This window comes from Klebsiella sp. GN_Kp190 (assembly GCF_040061795.1).
In the GTDB taxonomy this organism is placed as follows: Bacteria; Pseudomonadota; Gammaproteobacteria; order Enterobacterales; family Enterobacteriaceae; genus Klebsiella; species Klebsiella michiganensis.
Window position 1 is genome coordinate 104,267 of the sequence record NZ_JBEAFN010000029.1, and the last position, 18,869, is coordinate 123,135.

The 18,869-nt window shown below is 50.5% G+C and carries 12 protein-coding genes and 1 other annotated feature; of the genes, 5 read left to right on the plus strand and 7 right to left on the minus strand.

Annotation, left to right across the window (positions count from 1 at the left end):
• The first annotated feature begins 172 nt into the window (after positions 1–172).
• The gene (locus tag ABLU67_RS18305; protein ID WP_199986216.1) at positions 173–1,603 is read left to right on the plus strand and encodes a retropepsin-like aspartic protease; all 1,431 of its coding nucleotides are present in this window, start codon (positions 173–175) and stop codon (positions 1,601–1,603) included.
• 128 nt (positions 1,604–1,731) lie between these two features.
• On the opposite strand, the gene trpA is transcribed toward ABLU67_RS18305, so the two are convergent.
• Both trpA and trpB read right to left on the minus strand, forming a co-directional pair.
• Complete coding sequence (gene trpA, locus ABLU67_RS18310) at positions 1,732–2,541, minus strand: tryptophan synthase subunit alpha (protein WP_348852437.1); 810 nt, start codon at positions 2,539–2,541, stop codon at positions 1,732–1,734.
• A complete protein-coding gene (gene trpB, locus ABLU67_RS18315) occupies positions 2,541–3,734 on the minus strand; it encodes a tryptophan synthase subunit beta (protein WP_024360485.1) in 1,194 nt (397 codons plus the stop codon). The genes trpA and trpB overlap by 1 nt, the downstream gene beginning before the upstream one ends.
• A 146-nt stretch (positions 3,735–3,880) precedes the next feature.
• Positions 3,881–3,974, minus strand: a sequence feature (Trp leader region).
• A gap of 342 nt (positions 3,975–4,316) precedes the next feature.
• Here trpB and ABLU67_RS18320 point away from each other — a divergent pair.
• Both ABLU67_RS18320 and ABLU67_RS18325 read left to right on the plus strand, forming a co-directional pair.
• Positions 4,317–4,925, plus strand: a complete 609-nt coding sequence (locus ABLU67_RS18320; RefSeq protein WP_024360484.1) for a DUF1062 domain-containing protein — start codon at positions 4,317–4,319, stop codon at positions 4,923–4,925.
• Between the two features lie 137 nt (positions 4,926–5,062).
• Positions 5,063–5,590 carry a YbaK/EbsC family protein gene (locus ABLU67_RS18325; RefSeq protein ID WP_220771588.1) on the plus strand — a complete coding sequence of 176 codons (528 nt, stop codon included), beginning with the start codon at positions 5,063–5,065 and terminating at the stop codon, positions 5,588–5,590.
• Here ABLU67_RS18325 and ABLU67_RS18330 read toward each other — a convergent pair.
• Both ABLU67_RS18330 and ABLU67_RS18335 read right to left on the minus strand, forming a co-directional pair.
• A complete protein-coding gene (locus ABLU67_RS18330) occupies positions 5,561–5,767 on the minus strand; it encodes an AlpA family phage regulatory protein (protein WP_023227810.1) in 207 nt (68 codons plus the stop codon). The genes ABLU67_RS18325 and ABLU67_RS18330 overlap by 30 nt on opposite strands.
• 107 nt (positions 5,768–5,874) lie before the next feature.
• Positions 5,875–6,453 (minus strand): inovirus-type Gp2 protein, encoded by a 579-nt coding sequence (locus tag ABLU67_RS18335; RefSeq protein ID WP_348852438.1) that lies wholly within the window; start codon positions 6,451–6,453, stop codon positions 5,875–5,877.
• 415 nt (positions 6,454–6,868) lie between these two features.
• On the opposite strand from ABLU67_RS18335, the gene ABLU67_RS18340 reads away from it, so the two are divergent.
• Positions 6,869–7,786 (plus strand): hypothetical protein, encoded by a 918-nt coding sequence (locus ABLU67_RS18340; protein WP_348852439.1) that lies wholly within the window; start codon positions 6,869–6,871, stop codon positions 7,784–7,786.
• 385 nt (positions 7,787–8,171) lie between these two features.
• Here the strand turns inward: ABLU67_RS18340 and lpxP are convergent, their stop codons facing one another.
• On the minus strand, positions 8,172–9,080 hold the full coding sequence (gene lpxP, locus ABLU67_RS18345) for a kdo(2)-lipid IV(A) palmitoleoyltransferase (RefSeq protein ID WP_040107972.1): 909 nt from the start codon (positions 9,078–9,080) through the stop codon (positions 8,172–8,174).
• Between the two features lie 202 nt (positions 9,081–9,282).
• Complete coding sequence (locus ABLU67_RS18350; protein ID WP_016247220.1) at positions 9,283–9,555, minus strand: hypothetical protein; 273 nt, start codon at positions 9,553–9,555, stop codon at positions 9,283–9,285.
• Between the two features lie 409 nt (positions 9,556–9,964).
• Here ABLU67_RS18350 and ABLU67_RS18355 point away from each other — a divergent pair, with 409 nt between their 5' ends.
• The gene (locus tag ABLU67_RS18355; protein ID WP_004132711.1) at positions 9,965–10,198 is read left to right on the plus strand and encodes a hypothetical protein; all 234 of its coding nucleotides are present in this window, start codon (positions 9,965–9,967) and stop codon (positions 10,196–10,198) included.
• A 19-nt stretch (positions 10,199–10,217) separates the two neighbouring features.
• Here ABLU67_RS18355 and ABLU67_RS18360 read toward each other — a convergent pair whose 3' ends face one another.
• Positions 10,218–18,800 carry a glucoamylase family protein gene (locus tag ABLU67_RS18360; protein ID WP_348852440.1) on the minus strand — a complete coding sequence of 2,861 codons (8,583 nt, stop codon included), beginning with the start codon at positions 18,798–18,800 and terminating at the stop codon, positions 10,218–10,220.
• Positions 18,801–18,869 lie beyond the last annotated feature (69 nt).

An 18,869-nucleotide genomic window follows, 5' to 3' on the forward strand; every position in this document is an offset into this window, starting at 1 on the left:
TCATGATATTGCATTTCTGTGCGTCTGAATAAACACCGCTGCCTGTGGCGGTGTCGATTATTGCGTAGCAACCATATTGATTACCCCCGACCCTCTGGTCTCTTATGTTGACAGAAACGAGTTAATTCCTGCATCACAGCATGACTCATCTTATCTGAAAGGAGCATTAATTATGTTTATAAGGATAATAGCAACATCCATTGCCCTTTATTCAATTTCGTTTATCCCCTTTGCTGCGGGGGCGAATGAGAATTCGCGCCAGGCCGAAAATACTCAGAAGCACATTTCTGACGAGCGACTGAATCGCCAGGATTATCGCGATCTTCTCGTTTCCAGAACAAGTCGTCTTGCAGAACATCCCGCTAATAATGCCCTGCGCTGGGAAATTGCACAGGATGAATTGCTCACAGGAAATCTCGCTAAAGCAGAAGAATATCTGAAGCCGTTATTAGATGTACCTCTGTACGCGGACGAAGCGACCTATACACAGGGATTGATTCGTTATTTGCAGGGCAATTATGCGCAGGCGGAAACATTGTTCCGAAAGGTTCCCGGAGATCTGAGAAGTCGGATTCGGCTACTTTACGTCTATTATCAGACAGGGCAGTATTCGAAGGCGAAAACGCTGTTCGACGATACGCAACTACAGTCTCTCAGTCAGCATGAAAGCGCTCTTCTGAGTTTAATGAATGCGTTTGGCAATGACCAACCTTACAAATCCGACTGGAAAGGTTACCGGGCCGTGCTGCCGTTTATCTCCATGAATCATCTACCGGTGGTATCCGTCAGGGTAAACGGGCAGCCTGTTAATGTTTTCATCGATACTGGCGCCGATTTATTTGTTCTTAACACGACAATGGCAAAGAAACTGGATCTCAAACCGCAAGCCAGTTTCACGGGGACGTATGCCGGCGGAAAGACCGCAGAAACGCATTATTCCCGACTGCAGACATTGGGTCTGGGAGAAGTCACGTTGCATAACGTACCGATTGATATTGCAGAATTTCCAGACTCATGGGTTTTTACGGATGAAACGACGGGAGAAAAAATTAATGTCGACGGTATATTATCCACTGGCGTGTTTCACCAGTACCTCACCACGCTGGACTATCCGGAACGACAGCTGGTGCTGATGCCCAGAAATAAAGAAAGTCAAAACAACGTCGCCAAAAGTGGCGGCGTAAACGTTCCCTTTATCCTTGAGGGAACGCATTTCATGATAGTCAAAGGCGCAGTGAACGGTAAGAAAGACATGACCTTTTTCCTCGATTCCGGTCTTGACGATCCGGATGCCGCAATTTTGTTGCAAAAAGAAGCCTTAAATTATGTTGGGGTGAAATTGCAGGACGGAGAGCACGTGATTCCGGATGACGATAAAGGCGGACTTGGCGGTGGCGGTTTTGCAATAACCCGTCTGCCCATCGACAGTATCTCTGTCGGTACCTTAATTCAAAAAGATTCGACAGGACTTTATGGTGTCTTACCAGAAGAGCTCTATTTCACTGAATCGGGTATGATTCTGGACGGTTTTATCAGTCATCAGTTTTTAAAACACTATAAATGGACCATCGATTTTGACTCAATGATGATGACATTCCAGTAACGGAACAATGTCCATACCAGCGATCTCACGTCAGGGATAAAAGGTCTAAAAAGACCTATCCTCCCTCATCAATATCGTCACTTGCGTAACTGACGGCCTGCCGTTACAGGCAGGCCTGGTCAACGGTCTTACCCCTGACGCGTTGCCGCTTTCATGCTCATCAGAAATGCCTTCAGCTCAGCCAGCATCGCCTCCTTATTATCGACATGTTTCTCAATGATGTTGATGATGGCAGAGCCTGAAATGGCCCCCGTTGCACCGGCTTCAATTGCGCCCGCCACCTGATCGGGCGTGGAAATACCAAACCCCTGGAGGGTTGGCGGGGCCTGATACTTATCCAGCGTTGCAACCAGATGTTGCAGCGGCTTTGCTGCCTGCCGTTCGGTACCTGTGACCCCTGCCCGGGAGAGCAGATAAGTATAACCCCTCCCATGGCGAGCAATCTCCTGGAGGAGTTTATCGTCGGCATTCGGTGGACAGATAAAAATGGGGGCCACGTCATGCCGCATCGCGGCCTGACGGAACGGCTCCGACTCTTCGAACGGCACATCCGCCACCAGCACTGAATCAACCCCAATACGAGCACATTCAGCATAAAACGCGTCGATGCCACGGTTGAAGACCAGATTGGCATACACCAACAGACCCATCGGAATGGCCGGATGCGTCTGGCGAATCGTGGCCAGCATTTCAAAACACAGGGTCGGTGTGACGTCTGCAGCAAAGGCTCGTAACGCGGCATTTTGAATTGTCGGACCATCGGCCAGCGGATCTGAAAATGGGATCCCCAGTTCCAGCGCGTCTGCGCCCGCCGCAATCAGGGTATCAATGATTCGGAGCGACTGCACCGGGCCCGGATCGCCGAACATGACAAAGGGGACAAAAGCGCCTTCGCCACGGGTTTTCAGCTCAGTAAAAAGCGTGCTATAGCGTTCCATCACATTTCTCCTCGTGCGTGCAGAATATCGTTTACGGTAAAAATATCCTTGTCTCCCCGACCGGAGAGGTTAACCACCAGCAACTGCTCTTTGTCAGGATTATCACGCATCATTCTCAGGGCGTGAGCCAGCGCATGAGAGGACTCCAGGGCGGGAATAATGCCTTCTTTCCGGCTCAGGGTTTTGAAGGCATCCAGTGCCTCATCGTCGGTAATGGAGACGTAGTTTGCTCGCCCCGTACTGTTCAGGTACGCATGCTGTGGTCCGACGGAAGGGAAATCCAGACCGGCAGAAATGGAACAGGATTCAATGATTTGTCCCTCATCGGTCTGCATCATTGGTGATTTCATGCCAAAGTAGATCCCCACACGACCGTGTTTCAGCGGGGCACCGTGCTCGCCGGTTTCAATTCCGTGACCCGCCGGTTCAACGCCGATAAGGCTTACATCTGCCTCATCAATAAAGTCGGCAAACATGCCGATAGCGTTGGATCCACCACCCACGCAGGCGATCACCGCATCCGGCAGGCGTCCTTCTTTTTCCAGAATCTGTACTTTTGTCTCCTCGCCGATCATGCGCTGAAACTCACGCACGATGGTCGGGAACGGATGTGGTCCGGCCGCTGTACCGAGCATAAAATGCGCCGTTTCATAACTCCCGGACCAGTCGCGAAGCGCCTCGTTCGAGGCATCTTTCAGGGTGGCAGAACCGCTGTGTACCGGGATCACTTCAGCCCCCATCAGACGCATACGAAAAACGTTCGGCGACTGGCGCTCTATATCCTTTGCCCCCATATAAATGCGGCATTTCAGGCCAAGCAGTGCGCTGGCGAGCGCCGAGGCGACGCCGTGCTGTCCGGCCCCCGTTTCGGCAATGATTTCAGTTTTCCCCATGCGCTTTGCCAGCAGCGCCTGGCCCAGTACCTGATTGGTTTTGTGTGCACCGCCGTGCAGCAGATCTTCACGTTTGAGATATAACGTGGTGCGGGTTCCTCTGGTGAGGTTGCGGCACAGGGTCAACGCTGTTGGACGCCCGGCGTAGTTTTTCAGCAGGTCAGTAAACTCAGCCTGGAATGCGGGATCTTTCTGCGCACTGACGAAGGCTTCTTCCAGTTCACGCAGGGCAGGCATCAGGATTTGAGGGACAAACATCCCGCCAAATTCGCCAAAGTAGGGATTAAGTAATGTGCTCATTATTGCTCCTTAGAGTATGCGCAGTGCCAGATGAGTTGGGCCAACTTCCTGCCCCTGACGCTGCCGAAATGTAAAAAGAGTGACTGCACCGCGCATCCTTGCTGCATTTACGCGCTGTGGTAGTTCTCGTTTGATGATCTTTGGGCAAAAAAAAGCCCGCTCATGGCGGGCAGGGTATCGGTGTGCAAGCTGCATACGTGAGGATACTGCCCGTTAACGGGAAGTGCGCCACCAGCCATGCAGAGTCATCATTGAGAATGCCATTGTCCAATACCTGTTTAAAGTGAACTTGTGTACTAGTTAACGGGTTCTTTGCGGTGAGGTCAACTCTTTTTGGCGATTAATTGTTCGAATCTCCGTTCGTCGCATCCAGGAGGAAACATCACCAGGATTGATTAATCTCATATCCCCGATGATGGCCACTTTGTTAGTCTCGGCCTAAGTATTGTTGGCAGACAGGATTATAACGTTGGAAATCTTTTTTTAACCCACTGAAAAATATCTCATAAATATTTTTCATACATAAACATCCATGGTCCGTTGCGTACGGATCCGGTTTTGTATGGGTTAAAAAGGTATGTTATGAAAGTTACATGGACCGTCACGCCCGTGGGCTATCAGCGCATTGCGAAACGCTGCCCTTCATGCAGCATTAAACGGGACTTTTTGCCTTCGGGGGCATTTCGGGTTAATTCGCAAAAGAAGGTGCTGGACGTGTGGAGTATCTACAAATGCACACACTGCGATTACACCTGGAATATATCCCTGTTTACGCGCCTGCACGTCAGCAAAATTGACCGCGAACTTCATCACCGATTGATGATGAACGATGCAGCCACGGTTCTACATTTTGCCTATGACACAGCTACGCTGAAGCGAAATAATGCCGAGCTATCGGGTCGGCCTGATTTTCGCATTCAGGAGCAGTGGTTAGCCAGCCTTTCTCCCGGCAAACGGGTCAAGGTTAGCGTCAGGATTTCCCGTTCTTTTCAGGTCAGCCTGCTGTCGATTTTGAAGCAACAGCTCATGCTGAGCACTGGTGAGATTCAGAGAAGGGTGGAAGCAGGGCAGATCAGCGGCGTTACGATGAAGATGCTTAAATCGAGAAAGCTAAAGGCAGAGGAATATGAATTCCAGCTGTCTGCGGAAACGTTATATGCTCGGCGCAAGATTGTTCTGATACATCGTTAAAAGTAAGAAGCTCATCTTGAGGTCAGTTGTGCCAGTAGGGTAATGGCTTAGTAGAAGGACAGATTCAAGATGAGCTTCAGGTGAATTACATTGCCTGTGACATAAGCTAAAGGCAATGATGAAACTTAGGGGGAAATATGAATGAGCATGCGGTTCTGAAATTGCTTAATGAGCTGGATATATCTTTTCAGTACATATCACATCCGGAAGTTAAGACGGTCGCTGACCATGCGAGTTTTGCTGCGGATTTTCCGGCACAGCTGCTGAAGAACCTGTTGCTGAAAAATAGTTCTGGTAAGCATTTCTACCTGTATATTCTGGATGGTAATAAAAAGGCAGATCTGCGCGAGTTAGCGCTCCAGCTTAATGAATCGCGTCTGTCTTTCGCTAAACCAGACGAGTTAATAGAAATACTCGGTGTGGAACCTGGCGGGGTTACGCCTTTCGCTATTGCACATAACAAGGAGAAGGATATTCGAATTGTTATCGATTCTTCTGTATCAGAGAGTCGGTCACTGGGCTTTCATCCTCTGATCAACACCGCTTCGGTTTGTATTTCTAAAAAAGACTTATTGCGGCTACTGACATTTTTCGGTTATTCCCCTGTAGATGTTCAGAACGATAGCGTGCTCCTGCTACTCGCGCGAACAACGGATGCGTTCTAATAGCCAGTCTTCGACTTCACTCTGTCGCCAGCGGGAGCTGCGGCCCAGCTTTATTGGCTTCGGGAATAGGCCATCTTTAATCAGCTTGTAAAACCACTTATCTGTCAGCCCTGTTAGCTTCGTGATGAACCGCATATCCACCAGTTGGTCATCGAGCAAAGAAATTTGTTCTGTCATGATGCTGTCTTCGATTGTGGGTTTATCCTGAGCTGGTGGGTGATTGCTCGTTACCACCAGCCCTTCCACATCAATGGGTTGATACGTAAAAAAGTGCAGAACGTGAGCTACACCGTGCGAGGACGCCCCAGTCCGCTGGGCGGGGGTACCTCGCTGGCTCCGTAATGATAATGACCGTGCTTTTGCTCTTCTTTGGCAAGGTAGCTGATGATGTAGCGCAGGTTATCGATGGCTTCGGTATCACCGTAGTTCACCGGCTTATCAATACTGACTTCATAAGCGGGCTTGTATTCGCCGCGGTTGTAATAGCCTTCTCGTTGTGTTACTTCCCGCCATATTGTTCCGACTCTCTCAGCTATTGGGTAGGTAGCCTGGTTAAGGTGCCTGTCGAGATAGAACACGATATGAGCATGGCACCCGTGGTCTACAGAGTTCTCGAGTACCCAGAAATACCCTGACAGATTTGTGTGCTGCAGAGTGCGCTCAACCAGCATGCGTACTTCTCGCTCAGTTTCGTTCCAGGAATGACGTTTATAGCGCGCTGTACCTTTCTGATAGAACAGGTCGAGTCTGAGTGCCTGTATTCGGGAGTATCGGTTCAGTAGCTGATTCAGATGGTCATTGAGTAGAGACAGTAGAAACCAGTTCATCGTGTATCTGGAATTAAAAGGGTAAGGTGTGTGCATTGATTTATCCTTTGTCAGGTGGAGTACAAAGGATTGGGATGAAATGTAATTTTTAAGAGAAGCGGGGATACGACTGATACAGGGAACTGTGTATCCTGGGGAATACAGGCAGGGTTGCTTGTTGGGGGAAGGCGCTGTGAACAGGGTGGTATAGAAACAGGGAGTGCCCTTTAATTATACTAAAAACCCAAATGTTCATATCTGCTGTTGAACGATTCTAATGAGGTGAACAGAGGGGATTCGTAGAGTAAAAACTACAGTAATAATGCAGTAAAACGTCAAAGTAATATCACAATAAAATCAGTAGGATATCAGTAATAAATCAGTCATTCCTCAGCCTGTGACACGTCTCTCTCCACATAAAAGATGCTCATGCTAATCTGTGTCCGGGAGCCAGAATGAGAGGGAAGAGACGATGTTGCATTACGATATGATCCGTTACGAGATCATGTATCTAAAAATGCTGGGAGCACTTTCCAACACTGATCACTCCTTACAGTTGAGTACTTATGATTCGCCAGATCAGTTTCGACTTTTAATCTCTCAGATCCTTGAACGGCATTTCCTGGGCGATCAGGACAGGATCAAAATTGGTCGGAAAACTCTTAAAGAATGGGCTGAGCTGCTACTAATTGATAAAGATTATTTTGATTGTTTCAAAGGTACACCAAGAGCATTGTGGTTTGCTCACCATTATATTTTTGAATACCCAGTATTATCTGCAGGGCTGGTACTTGGTGGTTTGGGAGATGGCTTTGATTGTTCAAGTGGTTTTAATTCTCTTTTACTGGACAATAATATCTTCACAAATCTTGATTTCGCTAATTTGAATATCGACCTGGACGGTATTGATTTGGACCTGATAACAAATCCACAGGCCATTGCTTCGAAAAAAACGAAACGCGTTTTCTCCCGATTTTATCTGAACGCGGGAGCAAGTACCGATCTGTACAACCCCACTCCGGTAACTGAGCGTGAACTCATCAATGGTGTGATGAGGTACATTGATGAAGCTCCATGCTCACTTGGAGATAAGATCACTTATTTCAAAAAACTGCATGAGCGCTGGCTTGAGCAATATGATTTTTTTCTGACAGATTTTGACTGGATATCACGTGAAAATGAAACTCAGTTAGTATATCTCTGGGACTATCTTAAAGGAAAAGAACGAATAGCAGGCTATCTTCGCCCATATAACACGTCTATGCGTTATGACATGATTATTGCGGCTATAGATGTGTGGAACGTCCAACCTGAAGAGAAGCTGGAGTTTATTGAGAAGATGAAACATGCCTGGCAGTCATCAAAATCTTATCGGCGATCCGCTAAATAGCGTTGTGATCGCAGCGATGCCTTGGTCTGATTTCTCAATGTAGTGATGAATCTGAGTCGACCCAGGGTCCTCTAACTAACTTTTCCTTGTCCCGTTAGGTACAGAGCACATACTGTTAAAGATTAATATGGCGGGGTATGGACGTCGGAGCTGTGCCTGCCTTTTAGATCGTTTGCTTCTGACTCGAAGCTTACAAGCTAGCTGATCTGAAGGTCCGCTGTGAGCGAAAAACGGACCTTCAAATCCGAACAGGTTCAATTGATTAACCTTGGTTGTCAGTTACGCCATCGTTAACATGAAGCCGATCGAATAATCCCCTGTCCCATTTTTTACAAATACGCAGTGGCAAGAAAGATAGATTCTGGCTCATGACAAGTTGAGTGGTTCATTTGTATAAAGAGACTTCGCCTTCAGGACGCGTTTTGAACCTGCGATGCATCCACAGGTATTGCTCAGGGGCACGGAGAATTTCACGCTCGATGATCTTGTTCATATAAGCCGCTGCGGCGACCTTGTCCTCCCCTGGATAGCCTGACAGCGGATTGCTGATATACATGTGATAACCTTTTTTATCGCTACGTCGAATCATGCTAAGTGTGAGCAAGTCTGCACCAGCGAGTTTTGACAAAGCATACGTTCCGTTCGTCGTGGCTGCTTTTTTTACCGAGAAAAAAGGTGCAAAAACGCTTCCCTTAGACCCATAATCCTGGTCTGGTGCAAACCACACGGCTTCACCAGCTTTTAGCGCATGAACAAAACCTGATAAATTACGTCGATTAATCATAGCCTTATTTGAACGCATACGTCCTTTTGTCTGTACCCATTCCATTAATGGATCATTGTGTGGGCGATACGTTGCCATCATAGGATGGCATAACCCCATTACTCTTCCACACAATTCAAGGGACATAAAATGTATCCCGACAACCATTACCCCTCTGGTCGCACCGGTCAGGTTTTCAAGCCCTTCGACATCAAACCATTTTTTGACTCTCGCATCGCTCCAGAACCAGGCCATTCCTGTTTCCATCAGTCCCAGTCCGAGAGAAACAAAGTTTTTATTGACCATCTGGCTCCGGGCAAACGGTGTCATCTCGGGAAAGCAAAGTTCGATATTTCTACTCGCAATCCCTTCCCGGCGTTTCAGAAAGGGTCTGGATATTTTTCCAAGACCAGAGCCCAGAATATGTAAAACCGGGTAAGGAAGCTGAACGAGAAGCCACAGCAGACCCAAACCAGACCAGGTAAGCCAGTGGCGAGGATGAAGTAAATTATGAGTAAAAGTCTGTGCCATAAATTTCCTTAATGCTAATGAAGGTTATAACGCAAAAGGGTAACAATGAGGCAATTCGTCTTTAGCGATACATTTTGTTTTAGATAATTTAAATTCATCTAAATTCAGGAAAAAATATTTCCCAATGACTGGTGAATAATTTAAAGAACCAGGGGTGAATTGTAAGCCAGCAAATTTATTCTGTTATAAATCTATGGTTTTATCATTGATACTCAAGGAATTGTCTTCTTGATTCATCATCATCAAGGTACTCAAAAGAAAGAAGCCGAATTTTGGTAAGTTTATAAAACCACTCACAATCGTTTCGTTGAATAATTTCGCCTGGTTTGAAACATATCCCGGATGCCACCCGAATAATCGCATATTTACCATTACTAAACCTGACCCGGTGAATACAGAAAGGTTGGCCAGGCTGTCCGTGACAGCTGTTCGACATGATATGCCCTTCAATAAAAACAGATTTTTTAGATTTCATTATCATACCCTCGACAACAGCAGTACAGGAGGAATGTTGTCATTTTCCGACATCACTGACGTTAAGTGGCAGAAGCTGATCAGCCGCCGATACACCAGCATTCTGAAGGTCTGAACAACAGTCCGCAGGCAGGGCACTCAAGAACCGCATCTTTTCTTAGTTTACCTGCTTTCTGATCGGCTCTGTGTGCACATACCGGGCAGGCAACATGAACCGGTCTTTCTTTAAAATACCTGAGCCCATTTGTATAAGACATAAATAATTCTCTGAGGAATACAGTAATTATTATACGCTTTAATATAAAAATAACTGGCATAAGTTATGTTAAGTTGTGTCTGAATCAGGATATCAGATATTGAAAATTGAACGTCTTATTTATGATACACTACCCTTCCGTGAGAAATTTAAGATGAAATCAGAAGACACCCTTGACTGGTATCCGGCACAACTACCGCCTGTGAAAATTATTCTTGGCGAAGCCGTGCTGGCTGTGGGTAAACAGGGCCGACCGATTAATACCCGCACCTTGCTGGAATACCTTCAGGTCATGCAGGACAAACAAAAAAGGCGGGATGACAAAATCGCCATGCAGACTGCGATTGATGTTCTCAGGGATAATCAGCGCATTAACGGCAGACGTTAATGCACCTCCGGGATCAGTGTCAGTTCTGCATGATCTCAACCGTATGGTTTTGTCCATCATCCTTCAGCGGTATTCTGTCATCAGGGAGGAGAACACCATCCAGCGTCACGCAATATTCTGCATCGCCGCGTGAAACACTAATCTGATAATGGCTTTCACCATATTGATATGCCATAGAAAAAGACGACCACTCATCCGGTAACCTGGCATGAACACTAAAGTCAGTGCCGGAACGTTTTATCCCCAGTAATTCCTCGGTAAGTAAACGCCAGGCCCAGCCTGCGGAACCGGTATACCAGCTCCACCCTGCACGTCCGGTATGGGGAGCGACGCTGTAGACATCAGCACTCATGACATAAGGCTCAGCTTTATAAATCCCGACAGAGTCCGCATTCAGGGTATGATTGATAGGGTTGAGCATTGACCAGAGTTGCCAGGCTCGTTCGGCATTCCCCATTCGGGCAAAGGCCATCACGGCCCAGATGGCGCCATGCGTATACTGCCCTCCGTTTTCCCGCACGCCGGGCAGGTACCCCTGTATGTAGCCCGGATTTGGACCGTGTCCGTCGAAAGGAGGCGTTAACAGTTTGATCAGCCCTCCTTCGTTATCCACAAGGTGCTTATCCAGCGCCTGCATGGCCTTTGCGCACCGTCCCGGGCTCGCGGCGCCGGACAATACAGACCAGCTCTGCGCAATCGCATCAATCCGGCAGTCCTGTGAGGTTTTCGATCCCAGGGGAGTACCATCGTCAAAATACCCGCGCCGGTACCATTCCCCATCCCAGGCGTGGGCTTCGAGATTACTTTGCAGGCGCAGAGCCTGTGAACGGCACATCGCGGCGACGCTTTCATCCAGCCTGCGCTCCGCCAGAGCTGCAAACCGCTGCAAAATGTCGTAGAGGAAGAAGCCCAGCCAGACGCTTTCACCTTTGCCTTCGATACCCACCCGGTTCATCCCGTCATTCCAGTCACCAGCCCCCATCAGCGGCAGGCCATGCTCCCCGAAGCGAAGTCCATAGTGAATAGCTTTGACGCAGTGTAACCAGAGTGTCTCTTCGGTGCCGCTGATGACCGGCGTGTCATAGACAGACTCTTCACCAGGCTGAAGCGAGCGTCCCTCCAGATAAGGAATGCGTATTTCCAGTGCATCCATATCCCCCGTCGTTTCAACATAGTGGCAAACAGCAAGCGGCAGCCAAAGATAGTCATCGGAACAGCGGGTACGCACACCGTTGCCGTGTGGCGGGTGCCACCAGTGCTGCACATCCCCCTCGATAAACTGCCGTGATGCACAGAGTATTATCTGTTCACGCATCCGGTCAGGAGCAGCGTGGCTCAGAGCCAGCGTATCCTGCAGCTGATCGCGAAAACCAAATGCACCGCCAGACTGATAGTAGCCACTCCGGGCCATAAGACGGCAGGCGACCGTCTGATACAACAGCCAGCCATTAACCAGTAAATTTACGGACGTGTCGGGGGTGTTAACTACGATTTTATCGAGAACATTGTGCCAGTGATTATGAATCCGGTTCAGCTCCTGGCGGACCGTATCCTCGTTCATGTAGCGGGCCAGCGTCTCCTGAGCACAAACATCATTCTCCTCTGCGCCGAGGATAAAAATAAACGTCCTCTGGTCCCCGTCAATTAATGTAACCGCCGATTGCACCGCTCCGCAGGGATCCAGACCGGCCCCCGTCTTACCAGAAAGCTTTTGCAGTTTCATGGCCGAAGGGGCGTGAAGGGAACCATTACGGCCAATAAACTCCCGGCGGTCCCCTGTCAGAGAACAGTCATTACCGCTGACGGCAAAAAATGCAGTTCGGCCGCCACCATTATCACCATAAAAGTTATTCGCAAGCACCCCGCAGCCGCCGGGCGTTCTGGCCACATATGTCACAATGTGAGGGGCTGAGCGCGTTCGTGTTTCTCCGAGCGTCCACTCTACATAGCCTGTGACGGAAAGTTGACGTGTCCGTCCCGAAGAGTTACTGAGCGTCAGGAGCACCAGTTTAACCGGATCTTCTTCAGCAACCAGGACCGTCAACTCGCTGTCTATACCACTCTCACGATGGGCAAAAACGCTGTAGCCAAAACCATGGCGGGTCAGGTAATCACCGTGTCCGCGAACAGGTAAAGCCGTCGGCGACCAGCACTCCCCGCTCTCTTCATCGCGCAGGTAAAATGCCTCGCCGCTGCGATCGCTCACCGGATCGTTCTCCCACGGCGTCAACCGGTATTCATGGGCATTCTCATACCAGGTATAGGCCTGCCCTGCCTCTGAGATCACACTGCCAAAACGAGAATTTGCCAGTATGTTCGACCAGGGAGCCGGTGTAAGCGCATTTTCCCGAAGCACGATCTGATACTCCCGCCCATCCTGAGAAAATCCACCGTACCCATTGAAATGGCATAACTGACTGGTATCAGGGCTCCAGTCCGTATGTTGATTACGCTCGCGCACAGCACGCGGAATGAATGCCCTTGCCGGCGATTTCAGGGTATGAATACGCTGGTTAAGCTGCTCATTAATACCCCCTGCGCGGTCATCAAGATAAAGACAGGCCACACTCATCAAAAGCAACTTATCCTCAGCGGAGAGATGCTCACCGTTCCGGACAAAAAGCCCGCCCTTTTTATCCAGCAGACTGGCTTCAGACCCGGCATAAATTAACTCCATAATCTGATTTTGTAATCCCTGCTGGTAGCCGCCGGGGCTGTTATTCAGGATAACCAAATCAACATCCAGCCCTTTCTGTCTCCAGTAACGGTGTGCCTGAATCAGTGTGGTCACTGAGGTGATACTTTCCTCGCTGGTTATACTCAGCAGCACTATCGGCAGATCCCCTGAAATTGCCCAGCCCCACAGTCCGGACTGGCCACGCCGGTTGCGGCCGATTGCCTGGCCTTCGGCGCGCAGCTCCTGGACAGGGTAAAGCACAGCGCTGGCGAGACTATTGAACAACGTGGCATCATCTTCACTGGCGTTCATCTGGCGCAATACCACCAGACTGTGAGACCAGGCCAGTTCAAAGACGCGATCGGCGATAGGGTAATCGCGATATTTCTCCAGCAACGCCAGGCTCTGCTGACGGGTCTCGCTGATGCCATAAATGATATCAATCGTAACCGGCTGCCCTGGCTGCAGAATGATGGCGTTGCGAATTGCCAGTATCGGATCCAGCACCGAGCCCGACGTGTTGCCTAGCATCCCTCCCGTCTCTATTGCCTGTGCATTCGCAGGGTTTCTGCCACGTCCAATAAACCTTGCCCTGTCCGTTTCAAACGACACGTTATGTCGGTTATCGCCGTGCACCACCATCATGTGAAACAGGCAAGGGCCCGGTTCATCCGGTGAGCGCGGGCGCCGGTGGCAAAGAATAGCGTCACGCTCAGGAGCCAGCTCAGTCTGAATAAACAAATTGCTGAATGCCGGGTGTGCCAGATCGCTGGCATCAGGTGCCAGTACCACTTCAGCATAGGTTGTCAGCTCCAGAGAGCGAGGCTTACGACCACGATGAATCAGTGTGAGCCGTCGCAATTCAACATCATCCTCCGGAGAGATTACCACCTGAGTTTTGACGCTGAGTCCCCCTAAGCTGCGTCTGAATTCTGCCCCCGCATCGGTGAACAACACTTCCTCGTCCTGTCCGCTGGTGTAGCCTGTTGGTTGCCAGGTATTGCTCCACACATCTCCCGTCTGGGTATCGCGGATGTAGCAGAATGCTCCCCAGTTATCACGGGTGGTATCACTGCGCCAGCGCGTTAGTGCAATATCATTCCAGCGACTGTAACCGCCGCCGCCCGCGGTCAACATCAGATGATAATGGCCGTTGGACAGCAGTTGAATATCCGGGGCGGGGGTATCCACGCTATAGAAAATACGGGGTTCATAGCGAACGGGTTTGACCCTGCCCTCATGAGATTCAAAATGACGGCGAGGACTGTACAGATCGACCGCATCCGGCACGCGCTCCTGTAACAGCAGACTCGCTGACCGGAATACCGTGCTGGACATAAAGCGTTCAGTCATGGGGGCGTCAAGCAGCACATGAGCCAGCGCCTGAAATGCCATACCCTGGTGATGCGCCATCCAGGACTGTACCACCGCATAGAGCTGACCGGTTGCAAGACGTGAGGGGGTATAGTCCAGCGCTTCATAAAAACCGTATTCTCCGCGTGCACCATTTTTTTGCAGCCTGAACAGGTTCTCACAGGCTCTCTGTGGGGAAACCATCAGCGCCAGCAGCGTGGCGTAAGGAGCGACAACCATGTCATCGGCAAGTCCCCTGCGCAGACCGAGCCCCGGTACGCCAAATGCCTGATACTGATAATTATGCTGAACATCAAAAGCATGATAGCCAGACTCTGAAACACCCCATGGTACCCCGCGTTCTTTCCCCCAGTGAATCTGGCGCATAACCGCCGACTGACTCATTTCATCGAGCAGGCTGCCGGGCCAGGTGGGCATCACCAGATTCGGCATCAGATATTCAAACATGGATCCGCTCCATGACATCAGGGCAGTTTCATTATCAATCGTGGTAAACAATCGACCCAGCGCGTACCAGCTTTTAAGAGGCAGCTGATTAGTCGCAATGGCAAGAAAACTGGTCAGGCGGATTTCAGACGGCAGGAGATCGTAGTGGCTCTTGTCAGGCATATTGGTGTCACAGTTATAACCGACGCTGAGCAGACTGGTTGCTTCACTGTACAGAAAGGCGAAATCCATCCGGACATGCTCATCCAGCCGCTGTTCCAGCTCGGTGATAATATTGAGTCGCATTCGGGCCTGCTCCGCCACTGACGCCGGAGGCGTTCCTGTACCGGTTAATGTCGGACGGGCAAGCTCGCTCAGCGTCGGCAGCTTCTGTTCATTCCAGGATGCAGGCAACCAGCCAAGCAACAGAGACCACTCATGGCAAAGCTGAACCAGTTGATGCTCCAGATGTCCAGCCCAGCGCATCTGAAGAGGAGATCCCTGATGACATGCGCTGGTCAGATGGTTGCACTGGGTGCGCATGCTTTTCAGTTCGCTGAAAAGCGCCTGCGGAGAGAGCGACACCGCGTTCAGGCAATGCTTGCGCAGTAGTCTCAGGCTGTCAGGTGGGTTCTTACCCCACTGTTTTTCCAGAATATCCAGCGTATCGTTCAGTCCTGCCAGTATCTGTTGGTTGCTTAAAACAGGCTGATGACGCATGGCGGACAGGCCTGCACGCAGGGTCAATAAATGCCCGGCCATATTGCCGCTGTCGACGCTGGAGATATAGCGTGGACTTAGGGGGACCAGCGTACGGGTGTCATACCAGTTGTAGAGATGGCCCCGGTAGTGCTCCATTTTATCCATCGTGTCGAGCGTGAGCGACACGCGCCGGAGCACCTCTCCGCCAGGCAGGTAGCCAAAGTCCCATGCCGTCAGGTTAGCCATAAGTGAAAGACCAATATTGGTAGGAGAAGTTCGGTGTGCCACCGTCGGTTGTGGTATTTCCTGATAATTATCAGGCGGAAGCCAGTTCTCTTTTGCTGTGGCAAATGTTTCAAAAAAAGCCCAGATTTCACGGCTTGTCTGGCGCAACAGCTGTTTTTGTTCCTGATTAGGCGAAAAAACCTTTCGCACGGGCTGGCGACTCAGCCAGCTCATCAGCAGCGGTGCCACACACCATACCAAACCGATCGGTAACGCAATCCCCAGCAACTGTGGGGCAAATTGTCCGGTCAGTATTGTCAGCGCCACGCCACCGGCAGCGTTCAGCCACATCGCCTGATAAAAACGTGCAACAGTGGGTCTGGCCTGACTGCTGTCCTGGCTGTGGCTGACCCACTGGCTGAGGTGACGCCTGCTTATCCCCAGTCGCCATAGCGTCACGGCGATCGCTTTCAGCGAATATCCGGCTTCGTGCGGCAGTATCGCAAAATTAAGGCTGATACCTGACAGACGCTTTAGCGCGCCCGCCCCCACCAGTAAAAGATGCGGCTTCACGCGGCGACGCAGAGGTTTATGCAGAAGGTCGTGGCTAATGCAGAGGATGGATGGCAACAACCATATCAGCAACAGTATGCCCAGCCAGTAAACCGGATTGGGTACCCAAAGCAGAGTGAAGAACAGCAATACCAGTAAGGAGGGGGCGACCAGACTGCGACGTAGATTATCGAGTAATTTCCAGTAAGAAAGCGCGGTCAGCGGATTCCTGACCCGGGTTCCATCGGCTTTTCTGACGCGTGGTTTTAGCCAGTTAAGCAGTTGCCAGTCACCCCGGATCCAGCGTGAACGTCGTGCAACATCCGACAGATAATTATTAGGGTACTGTTCGTACAGTAACACCTCACTCAGCAGACCCGAACGTGCATAGCATCCTTCAAGCAGATCGTGGCTGAGTACCAGATTTTCCGGGCAGATGTTCGTAGTGGCCTGCATAAAAATATCAACATCGTAAATCCCTTTGCCCACAAACGAGCCTTCCCCAAAGAGATCCTGATAAATATCCGAAGACATCATCGAATAAGGGTTATTGCCCGGTACGCTGCTGCGCAGGGCTGCGTAACGCCCCTGACCGTTACGTGGTATCTCCTCCGCAAGACCGGGCTGTAAAATACCGAATCCTTTGACAACCCTCTGGCGTACCGGATCATACTCAGGCGTATTCAGCGGATGCGCCATCGTCGCGACGAGTTTGTGTGCCGTATCGCGCGGGAGCACCGTATCGCTGTCCAGGGTAATGACGTATTTTATGTGACCCGGTAAAAGGTGGGCAGGCATCTCTGCAACGCTGACGAATTGCGTTCCGGGATGGCGCAACCAGCTGTTCAGTAACGCCAGTTTTCCCCGCTTGCGTTCATAGCCCATCCACGCTCCTTCCGAGGGGTTCCATTCAGGCTGGCGATGTAACAGATAAAAACGTGGTCGGCCGGAGGGGTAGCGGCGATTAAGCGCCTGCGTATCGGCGATAGCCTGTCTGAGCAGCGCGTGACTTTCCGGCGAGGGTTCATTTTCAGAATCAGCAAAATCAGTGAGCAGCGCGAACCTGAGATTTTCGTTTTCATTCCCCAACCAGCAGACTTCAAGACTGGTGAGGAGCTGGCTGAAACTTTCGTGGCTGGTCAACATGCAGGGAATGACTAACATGGTGGCACTGTCAGCGGGAATACCGGCTGAAAAATCCATCCCCGGCAAGGGGCGAGGAACGCGAAAACGGGTGGTTGCATCACTGAGCAAATCGCTCATTAACTGAGTTAATGCGATAATCAGAGGTAATATCACCGCGATCAATAGCCAGTCTGCGCCCTGCATGGCGGTTTCGTGCAATATTGCTGCGGTTGCTGCGGTTGTCAGCAACGCCAGGCTTCCAAGCCATGACAGCAGGGTTATTCTGTTGAAACTGTGCCGCAAGCGTATGAGCCTTGAGGCGTCTGCCAGGAGATGAATATCCAGCGCCTGTCGACCTTCGCCCGCAAGATAATAACCAACATGATGTTCCGGTGTATCAGGCGCTTTTTCCTCTGATAACGCCAGCGCCTTCTCAGCAACCTCAGGCTCGCTGAGACCGCTGTCTCTGGCCAGAACCTCAACTACGTGCCGGTAATGATCCCGGGTATTGAAATGCATCCGGGAATAGATGCCGGCAGGATCATTGCGTAATGCCTGTTCGACAACGCTTATCGTTTCGGCGAAATCAGCCCAGTCCGTTTCACTCAATAAACGCAGGCCCGCGATGCTGTTACTGACGGACAGCTGGCTGGCGGCAAGCTGCTGATTGAAACTATGTATGAGAACGTCAGTGGTGATCCCCTGTTCCCGAAGGCACTGATCAACCCAGGTCAGAGGTAACGACAGCGCGTTGCCATGCCCCTGCAGGCGCCGCACCAGCTCTGCGACAAACGCACTGGTTAACGGAGGTCGGGAGCGCGCCATATCGGCAACCACCATGATTAAATCACCAGGCGCACTCTCTGCGCATTCGACAATCCTTGTTATCCACGTATCAGCAAGGTTTCTGTCCTGCTGCGCTTTTATCACTTCCATACTGATACGACGAAGATTTTCAATCAGCGCAAGGCGCAGCATTCCCGGTAACGCCCAGACTTCACCCAGCGTCAACGGCGTCACCTGTTGATAGGCAGTGAGATAGCTGGTCAGGCTGGCGGCATCCCAGCGGCCATCGCCGTGAGCAATGGCCTCTGATGCAATATGATAAATTCGTGGGCAATTCAACGGCGATACCAGCGACGGAAGACCTTTGCCAAAGCTTTTCGGCAGATGCTGGCGGACAGTGCGGATTTGTTCCTCAATCAGATAATAATTGTCCAGCAGCCATTCACCGGCGGGCATGATACTGGTCTTTTTACCCGCGTTAAGCTCATAGCAGTTTTGGGTAATGACGGCCTCATTGTCGCCAAGCCGTTTCAGAAGATAATAAGGATGCCTATCCGGTGATACTTTATGAGTCCGCGCCAGCTTCTGGCCGTAGCGTTCCATCTGGACGGTCGAAAAGAGTTCTGACCGCGGCGAGCTTTCACCGGCAGGATCGTTCGCCGAAAACGTTATGTTTTCGGCAGCATTAATCAGAATACGGGAGCGGTTAAACCACGCTCTGGGGATCATTTTCATAGCATTGCTCTGATGCGACGTTAGCGCGCAGGAGCAGTTGCGAAATCAGTTCAGAAACGTTCTCTCAGG